The sequence below is a fragment of the Bacillus cereus group sp. MS39 genome (genome assembly GCF_040448665.1).
GTDB classification, from domain to species: Bacteria; Bacillota; Bacilli; order Bacillales; family Bacillaceae_G; genus Bacillus_A; species Bacillus_A wiedmannii.
Genome location: NZ_CP123058.1, coordinates 2,777,617 through 2,800,904, shown reverse-complemented (window position 1 = coordinate 2,800,904; position 23,288 = coordinate 2,777,617). Strand labels below are relative to the sequence as shown.

The following is a 23,288-nucleotide window of genomic DNA, read 5'->3' as shown; positions in this document are numbered from 1 at the left end:
ATAGAAGAAGGATGCTGTTGTATAAAAGTATCCTTTTTTTGATTTACGGATGATATAAAAACAGGTAGTATTTATTTTATATAATTGAATATAAGATTGTGGATCGAAAAAGGAGTAAACACATGGTTAAAATTATGATTGTAGAAGACGATATGAAAATTGCAGAACTATTATCAACACATGTCGCGAAATACGGGTATGAAGGAATTATTGTATCGGATTTTCAAAATGTATTAAACATTTTTTTAGAAGAACAACCAGAGTTAGTTTTATTAGATATTAATTTACCAAGTTTTGATGGGTACTATTGGTGTCGTCAAATTCGCGGAGTTTCTACATGTCCGATATTATTTATTTCGGCTCGTGAAGGCACGATGGATCAAGTTATGGCGCTTGAAAACGGTGGCGATGATTTCATTTCAAAGCCATTCCATTACGAAGTTGTAATGGCTAAAATTCGTAGTCATTTAAGGCGTGCTTACGGAGATTATGCACCGAAAGTAGAAGAACGGATGGTTGAGCAACAAGGTCTTTGTTTATATCCCGAAAGGCTTGTATTAAAGCTTAAGAATCAAGAGATTGATATAACAAGAAATGAAGCTATTTTATTAGAGATGTTAATGAAAAATTATCCGCGTGTTGTGGGTAGAGAAGTGCTATTAAATAAATTATGGGATAGCGAATCTTATGTTGATGATAATACTTTAAGCGTAAATACAACACGTGTGCGTAAAAAATTAAAAACATTACAGATTGAAGATGCAATTGAAACGATTCGTAGTGTCGGTTATAGATTACATATAACTTGGGATAATGGTATGGAGAAATGATAAAATTATTTATTCGTGATCATATACCACTTATTTGTTTTACAGTAATCCAGTTACTAGCCATATTTCTTGTATATTGGTTTGATGGGCATAATCATATTGCAACGGCATTATATGCAATGTTTTTAGGTGTCTTTTTTATGGTAGGTTATTTAGTGTTTCGTTACTTTACTCATCGTACCTTCTATGAAAGATTAGCAAATCCGTTGCATTCTTTGGATGATTCTGTTCAAAAATCAGATTTTGCAGTTTTATCTACTATGCTTCAAGAGCTACTTGAGGTGCAATATCGACATTATCAAAACCAGCTGCAAATACAAGAGAGAAAAAATAATGATCATTTAACTTTTATGAATCAGTGGATACATCAAATGAAAACACCTTTATCTGTAATAGAATTAATTACACAAGATGAAGTCGACCCACGTTTTGAAAGTATAAATGAGGAAACAGATAGATTGAAAAAAGGGTTAGAGATGGCTTTGTATGTCGCACGTTTAGAAGCATTTACACAAGATTTTTATGTCGAAAAAGTACAGCTACATAAAATAGTGAATGATTCTGTACATGAACATAAACGCTTTTTTATCCGGAATTTTGTATATCCAGAGCTTAAAATTGATAAGGACATTATTGTAGAAAGTGATGCAAAATGGCTACAATTTTTAATTGGACAAATACTATCGAATGCGATTAAATATTCATCTGGTAGTCGAGAGAAGATTAAAGTGAAAGCTTGTAAGGAAGATAATAACGTTATACTTGAAATCACCGATTATGGCGTAGGGATACCGAAGCAAGATTTACCTAGAGTATTTAAACCTTTCTTTACAGGGGAAAATGGCAGAGATTTTAAAGAATCAACTGGAATGGGGCTATATCTTGTATATGAAATTACGAAACAATTAGGACATAGTGTAGAAATCCATTCAGAAGTTGGTAAAGCTACCGTTGTACGAATTATATTTTTTAATGTGTAAATAAGTGATCAGGGCTAAAGAACTTTGGAGATAAGTTTTTTAGCCTTATTTTATCCCGCTTTAATGGGCAGTAAGACCCCCCCCGCTGATTAAAGTTTCACTTTATAGCGATTATATGAAATGGTAAAAGGTAATCTTAGTATGTATAATGACACGCTAATAAATACGCTTGTTAAATTAGAAGTATTTAATAAAAAGCTGATAAATAGTTTTTGTAAGAAAAAAGCCACCCCTTTGAAAGAGATAGCTTCATGAATTCATCCTATGAATAAGTGTATCAACATTAATAAGTATAATGTTCGATTCGTGATATGTTTTGTGGATTATAATAGAATTAGTCTTTTGTTTTTTCATGATACAGTATTGTAATTAAGTAAACAAACTTAATAATGTATATCCAATTAATCCTAAAATAATGATAGGAACCATCATTAAGAAAGAAGAAATTCGATTAGCATTAGAGCGTTCTAATACAAGAATCAAGATAATTCCGACTATCACTTCGGTATATCCAACAGGTAACATGTGACTGTAGTCTTCAAAATTTAAAAGAATGTGAAGTCCATCCGTTACAAAAACTCCACTAATAAGCGCACTTCCGAATTTATGAAGTGGATTTGTAGTATCTTTCCATAGAAAACCTGCAATTCCAAAGATAGTTCCTCCTATAAATGCACATACAATCCATACAGATATAAAATAAATAGAGTGAGCTACATTTTTAATAACAATTGCATAACCATAGTAGCCTAATACCATACCGAGTAGTGCAAGGATACCAGAAAGTATAGCTGTACGCTTAGAATAACTAAAGCTAGCCACAAAAAAGGATGGAACTAACCAAACACTTCCTAGATTAGCTAATGAATTCCAATGTCCTGGAAGTATACCTTGCCCTAATTTAGTTAGTATACCAACAATTATCCCTACTATAATCGGGATGAGAAAAATCCTTAAAAACATATTTAACTTTGTGATTTTTAATGTCCTGTCCATAAAATCAATCCTTAGATTAATATTTTCTACAAACATATAATAGCTTATTGTAGGGGAGTAATCAATAAAAATTTATTGAAAAACAATAAGTTATTGTTGGATAACGAATAACATTTTATTTTTATAATTGGGTGAATAAAATATCAAGTACTCGTTACTCAACCAAATAGTAAATCAAATAATATATGCAAGTAATGAAATTGCCCAAAACATGTAATTCAACTTAGTATAAATCTCTCGTATTTTCATGAAATGATTTATGATAAATAAGAAACGAAAAGGGATTGATATAGTTTCCTCCTGTTTTTATTAATAATTTATTAGAAGGAGGGATTTTTTTGCTAGTTGTGAATGTTAGGGGGATTGTAATGGATATTCGTAAAATGAAATATTTCATAGCAGTGGCGGAAGAATTAAACTTTAGTCGTGCGGCAGAACGTCTTATGATGGCACAACCGCCTTTAAGTCAAGAAATTCGAAAGTTGGAAGAAGAATTAGGTGTTCAACTTCTTCACAGGACAAAAAGGATGGTTGAACTTACCGATGCGGGGAAAATCTTTTTAGAAGGTGCGCGACAAACGTTACTTCAAGTAGATAGAACCATTAAAGAAACACAGCTCGCGGATGAAGGGAAGATCGGGCGTTTAATCATCGGTTTTGTCGATTCTACAGAAACAGTTATAGACATATTAAAAACCTTTCGAGAACGGTTTCCTAAAATTCAGCTTATATTACGCGAGATGACAACAGACCAGCAAATAAAAGCACTCTATGAAAAACAAATTCACATTGGATTTATTCGTTCTAAGCAGAATAATGAAATATTGTCTTCCGAAGTTTGTTCTAAAGAACGTTTAAAATTGGTTTTACATGAAAATCACGCATTAGTTTCGTTACCTAATATTTCTATTAAAGAAATAGTAGATGAACCATTTGTTTTATTTCCTCGTCATTTCGGTACTAACTTTTATGATTTAATTATTAGTTACTTTTGGGAGCATGGAGTAAGTTTAAATATTGTTCAAGAAGCAATTCAAATGCAAACGATTGTGAATTTAGTTGCAGCAGGTATGGGGATTTCTGTCGTTCCATCATCTGTGGAAAGTTATAAAAAATCGGGAGTTATATATAAAGAAATTCAAGAGAACACACCAATAATAAATTTATATGCCGGATGGAGGCAAGATGAAAAGTCTGTAGTGTTAGAAAACTTCTTAACGGTAGTTAGAGAGGTTTATTTGACTTCACAATGTGAACTTAAAAGATAAAAGCCCATCTTCATAGGATGGGCAGTGGGGGATTTGGAAAGGTAAGCTTCATTATAGGTAAAGCTCACTCATGTTTCAACCTGTTTTGCTAGGATCATACTCAGCAAAACCTGTTAGTACACTATCAATCTGACCCATAATTTCAGGTGACAATGTAACACTAGAAGCAATCACATTTTCTCTTATTTGCTCTGGATCTGAAGCGCCAATAATTGCAGAGGAAACAGCTGGATTTTGTAATACCCAAGCAACTGCGAGTTGAGATAAGGTAAGGTTAATTTCTTGTGCGATAGGTTTAATTTCCTGGATAGCGGTAAGCACATCATCACTCATCCAACGTTGCACGAGTTTGTTGAAAAAGGGTTTTCCTGCATCTGAATTAGCACGTGATTGGGCGGGGAGTGGTTTACCTGGTTGATATTTTCCAGTGAGAATACCTTGTGCGAGGGGAGACCAAACAATTTGGCCAAGTCCTTCACGTTGACATGTTGGAATCACATCAGTTTCTATAACTCGCCACAACATCGAATATTGAGGTTGGCTAGCAATAAGAGGGATTTTCAATTCTCGTGCAAGTGCTGCACCGCGTGTGATTTGCTCCGATGTCCATTCACTTACGCCTAAATAAAGGACTTTCCCTTGTCTTACAAGATCTGAGAAAGCTAACATTGTTTCTTCCAGAGGTGTTGTTGTATCGAATCGATGTGCATAATAGACATCAATGTAGTCTGTATGTAGCCGTTGTAACGATGCATTACAATTTTCTATAATATGTTTTCGTGATAAACCTCGATCATTTTTTCCAGGTCCGGTCGGATGACATACTTTTGTACAAAGTTCTATACTTTCTCGGCGTATACCTTTCAAAGAGCGGCCAAGCACTTCCTCAGCAATAGTGTCTGAATAAACATCTGCAGTATCGAACGTTGTAATTCCAACATCTAATGCGGCTTTCACACATTCATTTGCAATATCTTCATTTACTTTTCCACCATGATTTATCCAGTTACCATATGCAATCTTACTTACTGTTAATCCACTGTTTCCGAGTTTGCTATATTCCATTGTAGAATCCCTCCTTAAAAATGATAACTTTATTATAAAAATTGAAATGTAGTATGTATAATATAAAATTAATCATACAGTTATATAAAAATTATATAAGAGGGAGTGTTTACAAGTTTATTACTAGGGAAATCTAAAGGAAAAGTAGTATAGCAAATGTAAAGTATGCTTGTTCAATTTAAAGCTAAGAAATGATAAATAGACCTAGAAGAAAGCAATCATAATAATAGCACATATAATTGCATTTACTCATACAGTACTATCATGGTACAATATGGTTACTAACGACGGAAAGGAATGATGGGTGGACGATGATTAACTAATCTTATTTTTAAATGTTGAAATTCAATAAATTTCAATTTATAAAAAATAGGATTAGTCTGCCCAATTTCCATACAACGGTATTGCTATTTATGTTACGCAATAGCTTATTTGGGTATAAATATTTTAACGACTAATCCTGCCAAATTTATTTGGGAGGATTTTTTTATTCTCCCCTTAATGAAAGGGATCGGTATTATGAAAGAACTATTAAAATTAAATGATGTTTATGTTGAAATAAAGGAAAACACTTTGTTAGAGAAAATGAATGTGACAGTAAGACAAGGGGATGTTATCGGGTTAATTGGTAAAAACGGGGCTGGTAAATCAACGTTACTTCAATTAATAAATGGGAAAATTGAACCATCAAAAGGTACTGTTGAATGGATGCAAATGAATGTGACAAGAGCATATGTTGAACAAGAAAAAGAATCATTTGTTAGTAAGGATATAATTGCAAAAGAAGCGGAACTCCTTGCAAAATGGGGCGTGCCAACGAACGATTTTCTAACTTTAAGTGGTGGTGAAAAGCTAAAAGTTCGATTAGCAAAAGGATTTGCCGGAAATCCTAATGTCCTAATATTAGACGAACCGACAAATCATCTAGATGAGATGAGTACGGAATTTCTCATTAAACAAATAAAAAACATGAAAGGTACAGTTCTCGTCGTATCGCATGATCGATACTTTTTAGATGTTATCGCAACAAGAATATGGTCAATTGAGGATAAGAAATTAATTGATCATAGTGGTAATTATACGAGTTATATGAAAGCACGTGAGCAGAAAAGAATGACGCAGCAGCGTGAATATGAAAAACAACAAAAGAAGATAGAACAAGTAGAAACTCATATAAAAGAATTAAGTTCATGGTCACAAAAGGCACATGCGCAGTCTACAAAACAAGAAGGAGTGAAAGAATTTTATCGTGTAAAGGCGAAGCGAATGGACGCGCAAGTTAAATCGAAACGAAAGCGTCTTGAAAAAGAGCTGGAGAAAACGAAAGTAGAACGTGTGAAAGAGGATTATTCAGTTGAATTTACTATTCAAGCGAGTAAAAAAGTAGGAAAACGTTTCTTAGAAGTAAAACAATTGCGGAAAGAATTTAATAGCCGAACATTATTTAAAAACGTTAATTTTACAATTCAGCACGGTGAGAAGATTGCGATTATTGGACCAAACGGTAGCGGGAAAACAACATTACTGAAGATGATTATGGGAACAGAAACTGTTGAAGGAGAAGTATGGATTTCACCTTCAGCAAACATCGGTTATTTAACACAAGAAGTATTTGATTTACCACTTGATAAAACACCAGAAGATTTATTTTATAAAGAGACATTTGAAGAACGAGGAAAAGTCCAAAATTTAATGAAACATTTAGGATTTGAATCTTCCCAATGGAAAGAGCCGATTGAATATATGAGTATGGGGGAACGAGTGAAATGTAAGCTCATGGCTTATATTTTAGATGAAAAAGATGTACTTATTTTAGATGAACCGACGAATCACCTTGATCTACCTTCGCGCGAACAGCTTGAAAATACATTAGCTGAGTATAATGGAACACTCGTTATCGTTTCTCACGATCGATATTTTCTGGAGAAAACAACTAACACAAAACTCGTGTTTTTAAACAATACGATACAAAAACAGCTAGAAGAACCTACGAAAACAAGGGATGAAATTGAAGAGCTACGTTTAACGTTAGAAACAGAAAGACAAGAAGTATTAGGGAAATTAAGCTTTTTAACTTCTAAAGACAAAGAATATAAAGAACTAGATGAACGGTTTATGGAACTTACGAAGCAGATTAAGGCGCTTTAACGTAAGGAAGGGGGATTAAGATGGGAGAAAAGAGTTTGACTAAGTTATTTAGAATAGATTGTGGTGATATATACCTACAAGAGTTTACGGTCAAAGATGCAGAGAGTATTTATAAAATAGCAAATCAACCGGAAATAGAAAAGTTTTTACCAGACTGGAAATCAACGAAAGAACAAAGGGTTAATTGGGTTGTAAATTATGAAATACCTGAAAATAAAGCCTTTCTTAATGCAGTGAGAACTACGACTAACATAGATAATCACATATTAAGACTAGGAATATTTAAGAAAACCACAAATGAATTTATTGGATGGTGCTGCACAGGCATGAAAGTTGAACTCCCTGCACCGAACAGAGAAATTATGTATGCTGTTTCAAGTGAATATCATAATAATGGTTATGCAACGCAAGCGACAAAAGGCTTGATCGGTTATTTATTTGAAAATACAAATGTGGATGTCCTTAACGCAATTGCTTTAATTAAAAATGTGCCATCAAATAAAGTTATTGAAAAATGCGGGTTTACTTATTTGGGTCAACAGATGATAGAAAACCAAATTTATAATCATTATGTATTGAGTAAATCCGGATGGATAAAAAATAGTGCTCTTTAAAGGGAGCGATAATGCAAAAAAAGCTTAGAGCTAAAACTCTAAGCTTTTTTGCATTCTAAAGTACTAGTTAACCATACTAAAGTGTAGATTCTGGATGTATTTTTCACCAAAAACAAATGCAGCAAGTTGTACATGCGAGAACTATTTCATAACATTATATCTAAAAGGTATTTGGGGGATTTTGTCGAATGTATATGTCTATGAAAACATTAATTTCTTACTCAAATCATCCTAAACATGAACCACTTTAGGCTTAAATAGAAGAATGTACGGCAAACGTGAAGGCAAGCGAAGGTTTGCATTTAATATTAGCGGTTGAGTGTTAGTGGATTCCGAATTTTCGGAATATGGAATAGTTTAAATGAGGGAGGGGAGAGCATATTATCATTTGGTTTCGTCACTTACCACAAATAAGTATGGATTTGTCAGAATGGACTCCTTTTATACAAAATGATTGGCACCGAAAACATTATATGAAGTTTGTATATGTACTTCAAATCAGTATTTTTCTAATACCGTATTATTTTGGAGCAAGTTTTACTCATATTAATATTTTTTATCTCATCATCATAGGTATTTTTGTTTTCATTGTTCACGAATGTCTACATATTATTGTTATAAATAAAAAAGGTGATATTAGCTTGACGTGTAGTGGAATATTTTTTTGGCTAAATACAAATACAATCTTATCCAAAACGAGATTTTGGATCTTTATGAGCTTGCCTATTATTGTACTATCGGTCGTTCCTGCTATTGTATCATTGTATGTATCAGGAAATATTAAATCAATTTTATTATTTGTATGTTGGATAAACACAATCATTTCTGCTTCAGATATATATAATTCATTATTAATTGCGATTAAACCGAAGAACTCAATTTTTTGTAGAGGTTATTATAAAGTGGAAGACAATAAAAAAGGGTATCTCAAAAACATTTCAACTAAAGGCATTAGATAAAAATATAACTTTGGGAAGGAAAAGACCGATAAAGCAATCGGTCTTTTCTTGTTTTTATAATAAAGATTTGATATACAATTGTATTTTCTACCACTATACAATTATTATAAGATAGTTATGCGTTAATTTTAGTTTGAAAATAGTTTTATTATCAGTTTTTTTAGAAAGCTTACAAGCGTGTAAGATAAATGAAAGATGAATCAATATGAGCATTAAGACAATTCATTTACACTCTATTGTGAGAAGTGCAAATGAAGGGAGAATAGAAATGGAAATTTTACATGCGAAAAATATTAGTAAAGTATATAAAGGGAAAATACCTTTTAAAGCATTAGTAGATATTGATTTATCAATTCAAGAAGGTGAATTTATAGGGATCATGGGGCCATCTGGTAGCGGGAAAACTACATTATTAAATATGGTATCTACTATCGATTCTCCGTCCTCAGGAGAAATAGTAATAAACGGTACAAATCCTTTCCAGTTATCATCAGAAGATTTAGCGTTATTCCGTAGGAAACAATTAGGATTTGTTTTTCAATCATTTAATTTACTTAGCACGCTTACAGTGAAGGAAAATATCGTATTGCCGATGACATTAGATGGCGTTTCTGTGCAAGAAATGAACAAACGCGTACAAGAAATCGCAGAGAAATTAAATATTACAGATATATTGAATAAAAGAACGTTTGAAATATCTGGGGGCCAAGCTCAGCGAACAGCAATCGCACGTGCAATCGTCCATAAGCCGCAATTATTACTTGCAGATGAACCAACAGGGAATTTAGATTCTAAATCTTCAAATGATGTAATGGAGATGTTAGATACTCTAAATAAGGAAGAAAAAGCTACGATGATGTTAGTGACTCATGATCCGTATGCAGCGAGTTTTTGCAGCCGAGTAATTTTTATTAAAGATGGTCAACTATATAACGAAATTTATCGTGGTGAAAGCAGGCAAGCATTTTATCAAAAGATTATGGATGTCCTTTCTTTGTTAGGAGGGAAAAGGCATGACTTTTCGTCAATTCGCATTTAATAATATTTTTCGTAATAAGCGTACATATGCTGCCCATTTTTTAAGTAGTGCATTTTCTATAATGATTTTCTTTACGTATGCTCTTTTATTATTCCATCCTGATTTACAGGGGGAGTTGAAATCGACAAGTAAAACAATAAGTACATTTGGTACATTAGGATTTGAAGTTTCTCAAGGTTTGATTTTTGTCTTTTCATTCTTCTTCATTCTATATTCAGTGAGTTCGTTTTTAAAAACGCGTAAGAAAGAATTTGGCATTTTAATGATGCAAGGTATGTCAATGAGACAGCTTAAGAAGTTAGTGTTAATTGAAAATATGTTAATTGGACTTGGTTCGATTTGTATTGGGATTCTTATCGGCCTCGTATTTTCTAAACTAGTTTTATTAATAAGTGCCAGTGTATTAATGATTAGTAACGGCTTACCTTTTTATATGCCAGTGAAGGCGGTATTATTAACTGGCATCACGTTTCTATTCTTATTTTTACTTGTTTCGCTAGTTACTTTTAAAATGATAAAAGTAACAGAACTTGTGGAACTTATTCAAGCAGGGGAAAAGCCAAAGCCTGAACCGAAATCGTCAATGTTATTATCAATTTTTTCTTTATTTAGTATAGGATATGGCTATATTTTAGTATTTCGCTTTATCCCAAGTTATAGTTTTATTACGCTCGGAATGGGTGTGCTCCTAGTAATTATAGGAACGTACTTTTTATATACACAGTGTAGCGTTTATATATTGCATCTTGTGAAAAGGAGTGAATCTTTCTTTTTAAAGAGAACCAATATATTAACATTTTCAGAATTAATATACCGTATGAAAGATAATGCAACAATGTTTTTTATAGTATCTATTATTTCAGCAGTTGCTTTTACAGCAATTGGCACGACAGCAGCTCTTGGAAACAAAGATTTGGTAAGGATGACAAACCCGTATACATTTCTGTATACAGCTCCTGATAAAAATAAAATAACGGATAAACATCTCTCGATTATAAAAAAACATCTTGCTGATTCTAATATTCCATATCGAATGGCTTCCACTTCAGATATTTATACAGAAAGTAATGTAAATGTAATGAAGTTAAGTGAATATAACGAACTTGCGAGAGCACTCGGGTACCAACAAGAAACGATTGAAAAAGAAGATGAAATGTTATTAATCCCTGGAGTCGTATCACAAAAACAAGAGTTTAAAAATGGTGATTATAAAAAGAATATTGAAGTCATTCAAGGCGATTGGACAAAGACATTTCATGTGAAAAAAACTGTAGATAATTTAGTTTTGCCACACGATACGGAAGGGATTAATATTGCGATTCAAGATCATGTGTATGATGAAATTCTGCTTAATAGTAATCTAGATTTTGAAAATATTATTCAATATCGAACTTATGGATTTGTTGTAGATGATTGGATAAAAACAAAAGAGATTTCAAACCAATTAAGTGATATATTCGATCAAGATCCGAGAGACATACATTTTGAATTTAGAGCACTAACTATAGAGTTGTTAAGTGCAAAACAAACGAATGGGTTATTACTTATGGCAAGTGTTTTAGTTGGAATCGTCTTCTTTACTTTCGCTGCTAGTTTTATTTATTTCCGGTTATATACTGATTTGGACCGCGATCAGCAGCAATATAAGATGATTTCGAAAATGGGATTAAGTAAACGAGAGTTGAAAAAAGTTGTAACAAGACAATTAGTATTAATGTTCTTCTTACCGATTATTGTTGCAGTGATTCATACTGTGGTCGCTTATATGGCATTACAACAATTAGTCGATTTTTCTATTATGAATAGCTCTATCATAATTTTAATTTCATTTATATGTATACAAGTTTTATATTTCTTTATAACTCGTTGGCGTTACTTACAAAAGCTTTATAAAACTATGGAACAGTAAAGAATATCAGCAAGTAAGATTGCAGAAAAGCATGTAAAAAAACAATTTGAGTTATGAAAGGAACTGTGATGAAAAAAACACTCTCTATTTTCATATTAAGTATATTAATTTTAATAAGTTTAAGTGCATGCTCTAAAAATGAAAACAGATTTCCAGCTAACGGTGTATTAATCATTGGAGATGAGAACAATACTTCAACAGTTATGAATCGTTATAAAGAAAATACGAAAGAACTTGAAGTTTTTTCGGTGAAAACAGGTAGATTTGACCAAAAAAGGGTTTTGATATTAAATGAATCTACTGCAAAAGCGATGATTAAAGCAAAAATTTTTCGTAAAAGAGATCATTCATCTCATTCTAAACCTTTAGATACGTTACCGAATTTTCCAAAAGAAAGTTCACTATTATTTATAAATGAAGAAGAAAAGAATATAAAAAGTATTGAAATAGAAGGAAAAGTGATACCAGTTACATATGATAGTGATGCTTGGCTTGGTAATAATCGAAATTATGGAACAATATGGTATGTAATTGTGGCGAGCAATAGTGTATATAAAGAAATACAGGCAAATGAAACAAAAATGCAACTTCTTCATCTGAAAAAATCTTTAGGTGACGAAAAACCTAAAATGTCGACAGATAATATATTGACTAATGAATATGTAAAAGTAAGAAAGTTAATTAAAGATTTTGAGGAAGAAGTATCAGTTCAATTTGTCACGATTGGAGAAAAATCATAAAAAAGAGTTCAAGGTTGATAGGGATTTTATCAGCCTTGAACTCTTTTTAATTTTAGACCATTTAGATAACATAGTTTACATTACTTCATTTAATCGGGTCTCGCTCGGTTCTTCAATCGCATTTGAATTTTGAACTGAATTATTTTGAGATTCTTTTTCCTTACGAGACCTTTGTAGCATTTCAAGTATGATCCATAAAGGAACACCTTTATCTTTTAACATCTTCCATAAATCTAATTCGTTAAATTTATGCTCTGGCTGTTTCATTTCTTTTTCGAATGAACGAATATCGAACTTGATAGGATCATTTGCGTTCTTACTTTCAAGTTTAGTAGAAGAGATAGTATTATGCTCAAGAGTAGATGGAGTTATTTTAGTAGGTTGAGATAATGTATGAATATTTGATCCGATTTGCATGTTTTTTCCTCCTTTTCAAGCAATGAGATTAGTTTTCTTATGGTTTTTAAATCTTTTTAACACGAGGAAACTATATCTGATTATAAATTCAAATAAATAGATTTACAAGTTGTATTGTGAAAAGTAAATGCTTGCTTGAATTAATATTTATCAACATTTTTGTATGTTTTCTCTATATACAATGTATATAAAATACTTTACATTATGTTTAAGTTAAGAACTCATTTTTAATAGGGAAATGTAAACGTTTTATTAGGGGGAGGAAGCATGGGGAAATTATTTTTAAAAATATGTTTATTCGCAATAGGGACTGTGTTTTTATTCGCAGCAAAAATAACTTACGCTGAAGAGAAACAACAAAATAATTATCCTATCATACTAGTGAATGGATTTGCTGGGTGGGGTAGAGAGGAAATGTTAGGGGTTAAATATTGGGGTGGTGTTCATGATATACAGGAAGATTTGAAACGAAATGGTTATACGGTACATACCGCAGCTGTTGGACCTGTTTCTAGTAACTGGGACCGTGCATGTGAATTATATGCGCAAATTAACGGCGGTACAGTAGACTATGGTGCCGCACATGCTGAGAAACATGGACATAATCGTTTTGGAAGAACTTATAGTGGTTTCACGCCGAGTTGGAGTGAAACAAATAAAGTACATTTAGTTGGACATAGCATGGGTGGACAAACGATTAGAACATTAGTACAGCTATTAAAAGAAGGCAGTTTTGAAGAAAAAAATTATGTGAAAAATCATCCGAACACCAATATATCACCACTATTTGAGGGCGAGAAATCATATGTTCATAGTGTTACAACATTAGCAACCCCTCACAACGGTACAACACTTGCGGATGGTAGTCTTCTACTACCGTTTGTTAAAGATTTACTCATTACAGCTGCAAGTTTAGGAGGAAACAATAATTTATCATTATACGATTTTAAATTGGATCAATGGGGGTTAAAAAAGAATGCTGGAGAGTCCCCTTTCCAATATACTGATCGTATTTTAAATAGTTCAATTTGGAAAAATACAAAAGACATTAGTCAATGGGATTTAAGTACTGATGGTGCAAATGAGTTAAATAATTGGGTAAAGACGCAATCGAATGTATATTACTTATCCTATAGTGGACAGGCATCGCAAGCTGCACCTATAACCGGTTTACATTTGCCTCATATAACGATGAATAAAGTGTTAATGGGTAATGCATTTTTCTTAGGTTCTTACGCAAGATATGAAGAAAACCGGCCATTAATTGATACTTCTTGGTGGCAAAATGACGGTGTAGTAAATACAAGTTCTATGATTGCACCATCTGCTAATGCTACACTAAATAGTAAGGAGTCTTTACAGATTGGAAAATGGAATCATATTGAAACAAAAGCAAATTGGGACCATCTCGACATGGTAGGATTAAGTGTTTCAGATACGTTAGGTTTTTCTAGCATTCAAGAGTTTTATAGAACAATTGCTGAAAAGCTAGCACATTTACCAAAATAGGTAATAATAAAGCGCTCTCGATGGAATTCGAGGGCGCTTTATATTATATTGAAAGAGGGATATGGTAGAAAAATATGGGGGTATATTATGAGAATTCAAGTTGTATTATCAGGATATGGAACAGTTGGCAGAGAGTTTGTAAAATTATTAAACGAAAAATATTCATATATATATGAAACATATGGGATTCAATTAGTTGTAAGTGGCGTATTAGGTAGAAATATTGCAATACATAATGAGGACGGATTATCTATTCAGCACTTATTAATGTATGGTGGCGGTAGCGCTGCAATTGAAGAATATATTGAACATCATCCAGGGGAACGAGCAACAACTAGCATAAGTGGAACTGTATTAGTAGAATCAACCGTTACAAATCTTAAAGATGGAAATCCAGGAAAACAATATATAAAACAAGCGATTGAGAAACAAATGGATATAGTAGCAATTTCAAAAGGTGCACTCGTTACAAACTGGAGGGAACTAAATGAAGCAGCAAAAATCGCAAATGTACGAATTCGATATAGTGGTGCAACTGCTGCGGCATTACCGACACTTGATATTGGTCAATTTAGTTTAGCTGGTTGCCGTATTGAAAAAATAGAAGGAATTTTAAACGGGACTACAAATTATATCCTTTCGAAAATGAATGAGGAAGATATTACGTTTGAAGAAGCACTGAAAGAAGCGCAAAGTAAAGGAATTGCTGAAACGAACCCAATATTAGATGTAAGTGGTTCTGATAGTGCATGTAAATTGTTACTTTTGACAAATAGTTTAATGGGAGTAGAGAATACACTTACAGATATACATATAAAAGGAATCGAGAACGTTACAAAAGAACAAATTCGAAATGCTAAGGAACAAAATAAATATATTAAATTAATAGCTTCAGCATATAAGGATAAGGACGGTAAAGTGTCTCTTCATGTGGAACCGTACAAAATAGATAAAAATCATCCGCTAGCAAAAGTAAATGGGACAGAAAAAGGAATTACGTTCTTTACAGATACGATGGGGCAAGTTACTACAATTGGTGGTGCTTCTAATCCACGCGGAGCCGCAGCAGCAGCTTTTAAAGATATTATTAACTTATATCGTAAAGATTTGTACCGTATTAACGAGGGGTAATATCCCTCATTGATTACTAGCCTTCACTTTATAAGACCGTACCGCCCTTTATAAAAAATACATATGTAGTGGACCTTTTGAGAAAGAAATAAATATGCAAAAATGATTGCAGGGGGTAAGGAATTGTTTAAAGATTTTAAAGTTGTGAAAGATCGTCCCGTTTATATTCAATTGAAAGATTATTTGAAAAAGATGATTATGAAAGGTCATTTGCTCGGGGATCAAAAAATCCCTTCAACTAGAGAACTAAGTGAATTACTAAGTGTGAGCAGAAATACTGTACTCGCTGCTTATGCAGATTTAGAGCAAGAAGGACTCATTTATGCAGTTAAAGGTAAAGGGAATTTTGTAGCGAAGGTTGATATATCGAACACTTCGTCTGTTGAAATAGATTGGAAAAATAAACTTAATACAGTTACCTTGTTAGCGGATGAATTAGATTTAATGAAACATGGTGTCCGCTGGGAAAAAGGAATGATTGTTTTTAACAGCATCGCTCCGGACGAAAAGCTATTTGATGTGGAAAATTTCAAAAGAGCTTTTCTTACTCGTATGTCCATTGAAGGTGATGTCGTATTAAACTACGGATACGCAAAAGGCTATAGACCGTTAATGAAATATCTACTTCATTATATGGAAATGAAAGGTGTAGATATTTCGAACAAAGATATTTTAATTACAAATGGATTTACAGAAGGATTAGACATCGTACTATCCTCGTTATCGAAGAAATCAGGTCGAGTTATTTGTGAGAATCCAACTCACCATGCTGCGTTGAAGCTGTTCCGCTTACATGGACTTGAAGTTCACGGAATTAATATGAATGAGGATGGTATTGATACGAATCAAGTTGAAAAAAGCTTGCGTGAAAAAGAGTTTGATTTTGCGTATTTAATTCCTTCCTATCATAATCCAACCGGTATAGTTACGAGTTCGGAGAAAAGAACAGAACTGATGAGATTATTTTCAAAATATAAGATTCCTATTATAGAAGATGGATTTAATGAAGAGCTACGTTATTCAGGATCACATTTAGCACCATTATTAACTTTTGCTGGCGCTGGTAATAATGTAATTTATATTAGTAGCTTTTCAAAGGTACTTTTCCCTGGTTTACGTGTAGGCTGGATCATCGCAGATAAAGAACTGATTCATCATTTAGAAAGTGTAAAAAGAGCAAGAACGATTCACACATCTACGTTAGATCAAGCTGTTCTATTTCAATATTTACATGAAGGATATTTTGAAAAATATTTAAAAAAGGCAAGATCAGTTTATAAGAAAAAATATGAGTTAGCTGTTGGGGCGTGTAACGAGTACATTCCGTTTCAAAGAATGACCGGTGATGGTGGACTTCATTTATTTATAGAGTTAGAAGAAAAAATTCATGCCCGCACACTTTTACAAAAGTGTTATGAGCAAGGGGTTACATTTTCTCCTGGAGATGTTTTTTATTCTGATGGAGGGGGAGCGACTACTTTTCGATTAGGATTTTCACGTCTGAAAGAAGAAGAAATAGTTCGTGGAATCAAAATAATCGGTGATACAATAAAAAATGAAATTTGGAGTTGAGGAAATGAGAATTGGCGTTATTATGGGTGGAGTATCCTCTGAAAAACAAGTATCAATTATGACTGGAAATGAAATGATTGCAAATTTAGATAAAAATAAATATGAAATCGTACCAATTACGTTAAATGAAAAAATGGATTTAATCGAAAAAGCGAAAGACATTGATTTTGCGCTGCTCGCATTACACGGAAAATACGGAGAAGATGGGACGGTTCAAGGCACGCTTGAAAGTTTAGGTATTCCTTATAGCGGGAGCAATATGTTATCTAGCGGTATGTGTATGGACAAAAATATTTCGAAAAAGATTTTACGCTATGAAGGTATAGAAACACCCGATTGGATTGAACTTACAAAAATGGCGGATCTAAATCTTGATGAATTAGATAAGTTAGGATTTCCGTTAGTGGTAAAACCAAACTCTGGTGGATCAAGTGTTGGGGTAAAGATTGTATATGATAAAGATGAATTAATTTCAATGCTGGAAACTGTGTTTGAATGGGATTCTGAAGTAGTAATAGAGAAGTATATAAAAGGTGATGAGATTACATGTTCAATTTTTGATGGAAAACAGTTACCTATTATTTCAATCCGACATGCAGCTGAGTTCTTTGATTACAATGCAAAATATGATGATGTTAGTACAATTGAAGAAGTTATCGAACTTCCAGCTGAATTGAAGGAACATGTAAACAAAGTGTCACTGGCTTGTTATAAAGCATTGAAATGCAGCGTTTATGCAAGGGTAGATATGATGGTGAAGGATGGTATTCCATATGTAATGGAGGTTAATACATTACCAGGGATGACACAAGCAAGTTTACTACCGAAAAGTGCAGATGCAGCTGGTATTCATTATAGTAAACTATTAGATATGATTATTGAAACTTCATTAAAAGTAAGAAAAGAAGAAGGGTTTTAAGTAGCAGTATCATGAATACTTTTGACAGGAACATGAAGTATGTTATGATGAATACAATACGAAAATTAAATATTTATCCACTAGGGGGGCCTATTATAGGCTGAGATCAAATGGGAATTTGAGACTCTTAGTACCTGATCTGGTTAATACTAGCGTAGGGAAGTGGGAAGACATTACTATTTTATGAATAAATACTGTCAATTTCACTTTCTTTACGTTTGTAAAGAAAGTTTTTTTATTTTAAAGATTTAATAACTGTGGATAAATACTTAAATTTTATACTTTATTGGAGGGATTTAAATGAAATTTTCACAATCATTACGTCAAGAAGTAGATTCAATTTGGGAAGCTAGTTTTCATCACCCTTTTGTAAAACAACTTGGTGAAGGAACGTTAGATTTAGCTAGTTTTCGCTATTATGTGCTTCAAGATTCATATTATTTGAGTCACTTTGCTAGAGTACAAACTTTAGGAGCTGCAAAAGCTCTAGAATTAGAAACGACAGCTCGTATGGCACATCATGCTCAAAATACATACGAGGCGGAATTATCTTTACATGAGAACTTTGCGAAGAAACTAGGGATAACACAAGAAGAGAAAGATAATTTTATCCCTGCGCCAACTGCATACGCTTATACTTCACATATGTATCGTGCTGCGTATGAAGGACATTTAGGTGATATCATTGCAGCAATTTTACCTTGCTATTGGTTGTATTATGAAATTGGTGAGCGTTTAAAAGAGTGTCAGCCAGAAGAGCCAATTTATAACGAATGGATTTCTGCTTATGGATCTGATTGGTTCCGTACGCTAGTTGAAGAGCAAATTACAAGATTAGATACTATCGCTGAAAACGTAACAGAGTCTGAACGTAAGCGAATGAAACAGCATTTCATTATTAGCAGTCAATATGAATATTCATTTTGGGAAATGGCTTATACTTTAGAAAAGTGGCCAGTGAATACAGAAGTAGAAGATGTAATGGGATAATGAGTAGGGGTATTGCTATTCACAGGTATGGATAATACTTATGTATATGATTTCACAAAAGAAGTATTGAAAAAAGACGCATCAATCTAAGTGCGTCTTTTTTCAATTTATAAAAATGAGCCCATGGGAAAAATAACCTAAAAATAGGTGTATGAACAAGGTGCATCATCTAGTGATAGGTCATATTTTGTAGGGGTACGTATTGAACTTAGTTTATAGCGCTATTTCTACTTAGATTTAACGAACAGAAATATAGGAAAGCATTGAAAAGATTGAAGTTTATAAACGGAGGTCATGAAAATGAATAAGTTTCAACAAGAACTACAAGCGTTAAGCCTTAATGATTACCAATCTGGAAATATTGTGTATTGGGATCAACAAAACCAATATCCATATTATTATATTGAAGATGCTGCTCGTCGCTGTGGCGGTTGTGGTCGTTGTGGAGGTTGTGGAGGTCGCTGTGGTGGATTTCGTTGTGGCGGATTCCGCTGTATTGGTTGCTTCGGTTGTTTTGGTTGTGGCGGTTGTGGCGGTTGTGGTGGCTGTGGTAGTTGTGGTAGTTGTTCTAATTGTTTTAGTGGTTTTAATGGTACTACTGATACAACTGGTACTATTGTAACATATGAATATTGATAAGAGAAAAAAGGAATCCAATAGTGAAGTATTATATAATTTTTATTAAAGAATTTAATAAAAACACATGTAGCATTCAAGTGAAAGAATGATATTTAGATTTTTAGTTGTAAATCAAGATAAGATATATAAAGCAATGACTAGACTTGAAACCTAATCATTGCTTTTTTATATTTTTACCATCAAATAAGGAATCTGTTGCTTCTAGTTAGTGGGTAGCGAAAGAAATTATTACAACTATGTAAGGTTAATGTAATGTTAATCGATAGTAAATGAAGATACTTGAGTGTATTTTAAATAAGATTTAAAATAACTGTTTATTTTTAAAATATTGGGGTAAGTAAAATTCTATTAGGAAGTGTATTAAAATGATTGAACTTAAATCTATTATCCATTCGTACAAACTAAAGAGAAAAATAGCAAGGGATTTATACGGAAACAGAGATGAATTGACACTGTTATTAAATGAATTTAATAAAATGAAACACACAGTAACATGTGAAAAAAAGAAAAATAATATATTATCTCGTTTACAATTAATTTATCAACATATGAAATTAGATAAACCGTATCCTCTTCCAATTACTTTTAATAGTAAATTATTGGATCGATTAGAAAAAGAATCTCTTCATTCTATTGAGGAAGGTATAGCATGTCTACAAGTAATGTTAGATATGAATTATGAGAAAATAAAACAATATGGATCAAGTACAAGTAGGTCATTTGTTCCATTATCGCAGTCATCCATTTGTCTTGCTGATTGTATTTGTTTAACAGGATTTGTATTAGTTTTACTAGGAGCAATTTCATTTGGAGGATTAATGTTATCTATATGTTCAATTACATAATGGTTGATATTTGTAAGGAGAGCACCGACTTAAGGTGTTCTTTTTTAGTTTTATTGTAAAATTATTGTAAATTTTAAATACATTACATCATTTATATTGTATAATTCTAATGTATTAAAATAAAAATATTAGAGGTGTCGTATATGATAATTACTTTTAATTTTTAAATAAATCGTTTTAATAATATATTATTCGGAGGAATGTTTTTACTTTTCTTTTAAATACTTGGTATAAATCGATTAGATTAAGAGTTAATTTTTCTAGCTTTTTGTGATCAAGACAAATGAAGAAAGGAAGTAATCATCTTATGGAAAAATTAAAGTTGTTAACATTTGAAAATATAGTAGAACCTCTTTTAAACGAAAGCGTATCATTTATATATTTCCCTATTGAATGGCTCGACATTGTAGAGATACATTATAAAACATTTTTATTAACGAGTAAGTTGAAACGATTGAATGAAAGATTATATGATATGTTTTCTGATATATTATTTATTCAGCATAATCCGTATGTATTAAATGAAAATACACCATGGATTGTATGTAAAGAACCTATTAGAAAAGAACAACTCGATTATATTTTCCAAAGTTGGTATGAGGTGATTCATGATTGGAAACCTAATAAATTAATAGAATCGCCAAAATATGAATGGCATTACGATTTAATTTCTAATGTAACAGTACTACATGATAATGAAATATATTCTAAGTGGGTGCCTGCTTTAATTTCACATATTTTTTGTGAACAATCTGTACGATTAGGGAATATGAACGAAGAAGATATATATTTTTCTCCTCTTAGATCACAAAATATTTGTGAGGCAATGTCAGTGCCTATTAAAGATGAAAAAACTCAAGATTATTTCGCCTATGTATATCGGTTCGAATGTATCACGCGCGGTGGCGAGAATATTCCATTATTAAATGTTTCAATAGGAATTCGGAGGTTTTATCAAGAATATAATCATCCAGATATTCCTTTGCTATTAAGACGAAAACGGGGCATGATATTGGTTTCTACTCCAGAATTTTCATCGAATAATACAAAATTACGATTTGTAAAACTAAAAGTACAACAAGCTACAAACGGCATAAAATGGATTAAAATATTTAGAAATTTAAAAGATGATTTTCGTATAGGTGGAGAAGTTGAATTAGAGCATATTCTTCAATATCCGAAAGATTATATGATAGGAGCAAATATTAGGGTGTTGCTTCCATACAATGAGAGAATATATAAAGTTCAAGGTACAAAAATAAAACCTGGTATTAAAGTAAAGGAAAGTGAGTATCTTTTTAAATGGTTTCAGCAAAAATTCTCTTATTTCACATTACTACCAGAATGTAAAAAGATAGCAACAAATAATGAAAATGAATTATTCCCTTTAATTGCACCAAAAGGATTAGAGACTATAACGTTAGAGATATGGTCTGAAAAAATATCGATGGAAGTAGAACAAGCGTTAATTGAAAGTGAAATTGTGTTAGCTCAAATTGGTGAGTCTTCATATGTATTAAATGCAGATTCTCCAGTATTGTTAAAAATAGTAAAATATAATATTGAAAAAGTATTGCAAAATCCATATAAAATGCAATATTGCCAGAAATACAAAACAAACTTAGTAGAGGATGTTATGAAAGCGATTTATGCTACTGCAGGTGAGCGTAATGATGCGACATTGGCGTTAATCGCAATGAAAAATTGTGATGGGCGTGAAAAAATTGATCCAAAGCAAATCGTTAGAGAAGGGTTCGCACGAACAAACCGTATTTCGGCATTTATTAATTTATTTATAGGCCAAAGTGTATCTCGTAAAACAATTATTAATTGTATTTTTAGTTTATTAGAACAAAGAGGATTTTTGAAACGTAGTTGGAATAAGATAAATTTACCTTGTACATATGTTAATTTATCAATTGAACGAATCTCGAAATTTGATTTCTTACCTATTATTTCACAAATAAAAGGTAAAGAAATTTCATATAAATTATATGGGAATACAGAATGGCAAACGATTGATCGTTTATTATTAAATATAAATAAACATAATAGTTTTTTACCACAGCCTTCAAAAAGAAATGACATGGGAATTCAATTTAAACAATTTGTCTCTGAAACACTAACGGGAATTTTACAATATGCAAAAGAGCAAAATGAGCAAGTATATTTCATTATATGTGCGAATTTAAGAAAACATTGGATAAAAGAGTTACAAAATAATAAAATTGATATAGATACTTTCCCTGAGATTGTTCCGGATGTGTTAAAGGTTCCAAACTTAAATATTATAAGGATAAATACATCTTTTGATGTACCAAAATACGGTGCGATAGAATGTGATGATGTACTCGATGGTACGAGTTTATATGTAGATCCTAAAGGAATGTATTATAGCACTGGTGAGTATTCGTTTAATGGTAGTGAAACATTGCAGCGATACATACTCGAAATTTTACCGCTAGGTGTAAAAGCTGTAGAAAGGAATTATATTGCCAAAATGGTACATTACATGTGCTGTAATTCAAGTATGCTTTTGGAAAAGAATATACACATGCCGTATTCCATGCATATGGCGAAAGTAATAAAAAGCTATATGACTGATATAGATGCAAGAGAGTTTAAAGAGTTTGATGATGAATTGGATGTAGATATAATGAAAATAGAAAAGAAAGATTCAATTATTCTTCTTTAAATAATAGTAGACAAATCTTGTTC

At 32.3% G+C, this 23,288-nt stretch carries 20 protein-coding genes and 1 riboswitch; of the genes, 17 read left to right on the top strand and 3 right to left on the bottom strand.

The features are described from left to right. Window positions 1-122 precede the first annotated feature (122 nt). Together QEP67_RS14830 and QEP67_RS14825 are read left to right on the top strand one after the other, a co-directional pair. Window positions 123-830: a response regulator transcription factor gene (locus QEP67_RS14830; RefSeq protein ID WP_000238984.1), complete on the top strand. Its 708-nt coding sequence runs from the start codon at window positions 123-125 to the stop codon at window positions 828-830. Next, on the top strand, window positions 827-1,810 hold the full coding sequence (locus QEP67_RS14825; protein WP_000593188.1) for a sensor histidine kinase: 984 nt from the start codon (window positions 827-829) through the stop codon (window positions 1,808-1,810). The genes QEP67_RS14830 and QEP67_RS14825 overlap by 4 nt, the downstream gene beginning before the upstream one ends. A gap of 369 nt (window positions 1,811-2,179) precedes the next feature. Here the strand turns inward: QEP67_RS14825 and QEP67_RS14820 are convergent, their stop codons facing one another. Further along, window positions 2,180-2,806 (bottom strand): DUF6518 family protein, encoded by a 627-nt coding sequence (locus tag QEP67_RS14820; protein ID WP_048566352.1) that lies wholly within the window; start codon window positions 2,804-2,806, stop codon window positions 2,180-2,182. 368 nt (window positions 2,807-3,174) lie between these two features. On the opposite strand from QEP67_RS14820, the gene QEP67_RS14815 reads away from it, so the two are divergent. Next, window positions 3,175-4,074 (top strand): LysR family transcriptional regulator, encoded by a 900-nt coding sequence (locus tag QEP67_RS14815; RefSeq protein ID WP_064459776.1) that lies wholly within the window; start codon window positions 3,175-3,177, stop codon window positions 4,072-4,074. Between the two features lie 75 nt (window positions 4,075-4,149). Here QEP67_RS14815 and QEP67_RS14810 read toward each other — a convergent pair whose 3' ends face one another. Further along, complete coding sequence (locus QEP67_RS14810; RefSeq protein ID WP_000456788.1) at window positions 4,150-5,139, bottom strand: aldo/keto reductase family protein; 990 nt, start codon at window positions 5,137-5,139, stop codon at window positions 4,150-4,152. 519 nt (window positions 5,140-5,658) lie between these two features. Here QEP67_RS14810 and abc-f point away from each other — a divergent pair. The 6 genes from abc-f (at window position 5,659) to QEP67_RS14780 (ending at window position 12,548) form a co-directional block, all read left to right on the top strand. Next, window positions 5,659-7,287: a ribosomal protection-like ABC-F family protein gene (gene abc-f, locus QEP67_RS14805; protein WP_002108229.1), complete on the top strand. Its 1,629-nt coding sequence runs from the start codon at window positions 5,659-5,661 to the stop codon at window positions 7,285-7,287. Between the two features lie 20 nt (window positions 7,288-7,307). Then, window positions 7,308-7,901: a GNAT family N-acetyltransferase gene (locus QEP67_RS14800; protein WP_000504209.1), complete on the top strand. Its 594-nt coding sequence runs from the start codon at window positions 7,308-7,310 to the stop codon at window positions 7,899-7,901. Window positions 7,902-8,317: 416 nt separating this feature from the next. Continuing rightward, complete coding sequence (locus tag QEP67_RS14795; protein WP_050552251.1) at window positions 8,318-8,860, top strand: DUF3267 domain-containing protein; 543 nt, start codon at window positions 8,318-8,320, stop codon at window positions 8,858-8,860. Window positions 8,861-9,128: 268 nt separating this feature from the next. Next, on the top strand, window positions 9,129-9,899 hold the full coding sequence (locus tag QEP67_RS14790) for an ABC transporter ATP-binding protein (RefSeq protein WP_000404254.1): 771 nt from the start codon (window positions 9,129-9,131) through the stop codon (window positions 9,897-9,899). Further along, window positions 9,874-11,808: an ABC transporter permease gene (locus QEP67_RS14785; protein ID WP_000144172.1), complete on the top strand. Its 1,935-nt coding sequence runs from the start codon at window positions 9,874-9,876 to the stop codon at window positions 11,806-11,808. The genes QEP67_RS14790 and QEP67_RS14785 overlap by 26 nt, the downstream gene beginning before the upstream one ends. A gap of 68 nt (window positions 11,809-11,876) precedes the next feature. Then, on the top strand, window positions 11,877-12,548 hold the full coding sequence (locus tag QEP67_RS14780; RefSeq protein ID WP_000753237.1) for a lipoprotein BA_5634 family protein: 672 nt from the start codon (window positions 11,877-11,879) through the stop codon (window positions 12,546-12,548). A gap of 75 nt (window positions 12,549-12,623) precedes the next feature. On the opposite strand, the gene QEP67_RS14775 is transcribed toward QEP67_RS14780, so the two are convergent. Continuing rightward, complete coding sequence (locus QEP67_RS14775) at window positions 12,624-12,965, bottom strand: DUF3914 domain-containing protein (RefSeq protein ID WP_001165520.1); 342 nt, start codon at window positions 12,963-12,965, stop codon at window positions 12,624-12,626. Window positions 12,966-13,232: 267 nt separating this feature from the next. On the opposite strand from QEP67_RS14775, the gene QEP67_RS14770 reads away from it, so the two are divergent. The 8 genes from QEP67_RS14770 to QEP67_RS14735 all read left to right on the top strand — a co-directional run bounded on the left by QEP67_RS14770 (window position 13,233) and on the right by QEP67_RS14735 (window position 23,265). Then, window positions 13,233-14,474 (top strand): lipase, encoded by a 1,242-nt coding sequence (locus tag QEP67_RS14770; protein ID WP_048566348.1) that lies wholly within the window; start codon window positions 13,233-13,235, stop codon window positions 14,472-14,474. Between the two features lie 87 nt (window positions 14,475-14,561). Beyond that, window positions 14,562-15,605 (top strand): homoserine dehydrogenase, encoded by a 1,044-nt coding sequence (locus QEP67_RS14765; RefSeq protein ID WP_001222613.1) that lies wholly within the window; start codon window positions 14,562-14,564, stop codon window positions 15,603-15,605. A 123-nt stretch (window positions 15,606-15,728) separates the two neighbouring features. Beyond that, window positions 15,729-17,177, top strand: coding sequence for a PLP-dependent aminotransferase family protein (locus tag QEP67_RS14760; RefSeq protein WP_000471623.1), 1,449 nt, complete (start codon window positions 15,729-15,731; stop codon window positions 17,175-17,177). A 4-nt stretch (window positions 17,178-17,181) separates the two neighbouring features. Continuing rightward, window positions 17,182-18,096, top strand: a complete 915-nt coding sequence (gene ddlB, locus QEP67_RS14755) for a D-alanine--D-alanine ligase (protein WP_002108225.1) — start codon at window positions 17,182-17,184, stop codon at window positions 18,094-18,096. Window positions 18,097-18,168: 72 nt separating this feature from the next. Beyond that, window positions 18,169-18,274, top strand: a riboswitch (TPP riboswitch). A 122-nt stretch (window positions 18,275-18,396) separates the two neighbouring features. Further along, window positions 18,397-19,086 (top strand): thiaminase II, encoded by a 690-nt coding sequence (gene tenA, locus QEP67_RS14750; RefSeq protein ID WP_000672762.1) that lies wholly within the window; start codon window positions 18,397-18,399, stop codon window positions 19,084-19,086. A 294-nt stretch (window positions 19,087-19,380) separates the two neighbouring features. Then, window positions 19,381-19,722, top strand: coding sequence for a heterocycloanthracin/sonorensin family bacteriocin (locus QEP67_RS14745; RefSeq protein WP_098116024.1), 342 nt, complete (start codon window positions 19,381-19,383; stop codon window positions 19,720-19,722). A gap of 368 nt (window positions 19,723-20,090) precedes the next feature. Continuing rightward, the gene (locus QEP67_RS14740; protein ID WP_170828825.1) at window positions 20,091-20,570 is read left to right on the top strand and encodes a homoserine dehydrogenase; all 480 of its coding nucleotides are present in this window, start codon (window positions 20,091-20,093) and stop codon (window positions 20,568-20,570) included. Between the two features lie 307 nt (window positions 20,571-20,877). Beyond that, window positions 20,878-23,265: an RNaseH domain-containing protein gene (locus tag QEP67_RS14735; RefSeq protein WP_353706302.1), complete on the top strand. Its 2,388-nt coding sequence runs from the start codon at window positions 20,878-20,880 to the stop codon at window positions 23,263-23,265. The last annotated feature ends 23 nt before the right edge of the window (window positions 23,266-23,288 follow it).